Raw genomic sequence first — 698 nt, 5'->3', positions numbered from 1 at the left:
ATCTACCGGCTCGCCTTCGTCAAGGGCAAGACAGCGCTGGACTTCACCGTCATCGGCACCGATGGCGGCCTGATCGAACGGCCGGAAACGGTGAGCGAAGCCTTTCTCGCGCCGGGCGAGCGCCTCGATGTGCTGTTCGACGCGGGCCAGGCGCAGCCCGGTGAGGACATCTTCCTCAGGAGCCTGGCGTTCGATGCGATGGAAAACGAAGGGCCTGCTGGCGGCATGGGCATGGGGCGGATGATGGCCAGCATGACCTCGTCACGGCTGCCGCTGGGTGCGGAGTTCAACGTGTTGAAGCTGTCGGTAACGGCCGGCGAACGCGTTGTCGCCAAACTGCCAGCCACGCTGTCCCAGGTCAAGCCCATCCCGACCACCGGCGCCGCGCAGCGCAAGATCGAGCTGTCGATGGGACAGATGCGTTTCCTCATCAACGGACGCACCTTCCGCATGGACGAGATCGCGTTCGACGTCAAACGCGGGGCGGTGGAAATCTGGAACATCAGCAACCCGACGCTGGGCATGCCGCACCCGATGCACATCCACGGTTTTTCGTTCCAGGTGCTCGAACGCATTGGCAGCCCGCCCCAGGTCGCGGCCACGGCGCGCTTCGGCCAGGGCCGCACCGTGAGCGACCTCGGCTGGAAAGACACCGTGCTGGTCTGGCCCGGCGAAACGGTGCGGGTGGCGATCGATTT

The 698-nt window shown here is 65.3% G+C and carries 1 protein-coding gene; it reads left to right on the top strand.

Going from position 1 to position 698, the window contains the following annotated elements:
- Window positions 1-698 (top strand): multicopper oxidase domain-containing protein (locus B7G52_RS23125; RefSeq protein ID WP_170954866.1); only part of this gene is annotated, 698 nt, incomplete at both ends.

This window comes from Polaromonas sp. AER18D-145 (assembly GCF_002379095.1).
In the GTDB taxonomy this organism is placed as follows: domain Bacteria; phylum Pseudomonadota; class Gammaproteobacteria; order Burkholderiales; family Burkholderiaceae_C; genus Polaromonas.
Note: the sequence above shows the minus strand (reverse complement) of the source record. Positions and strands in the feature narration are given on the sequence as shown.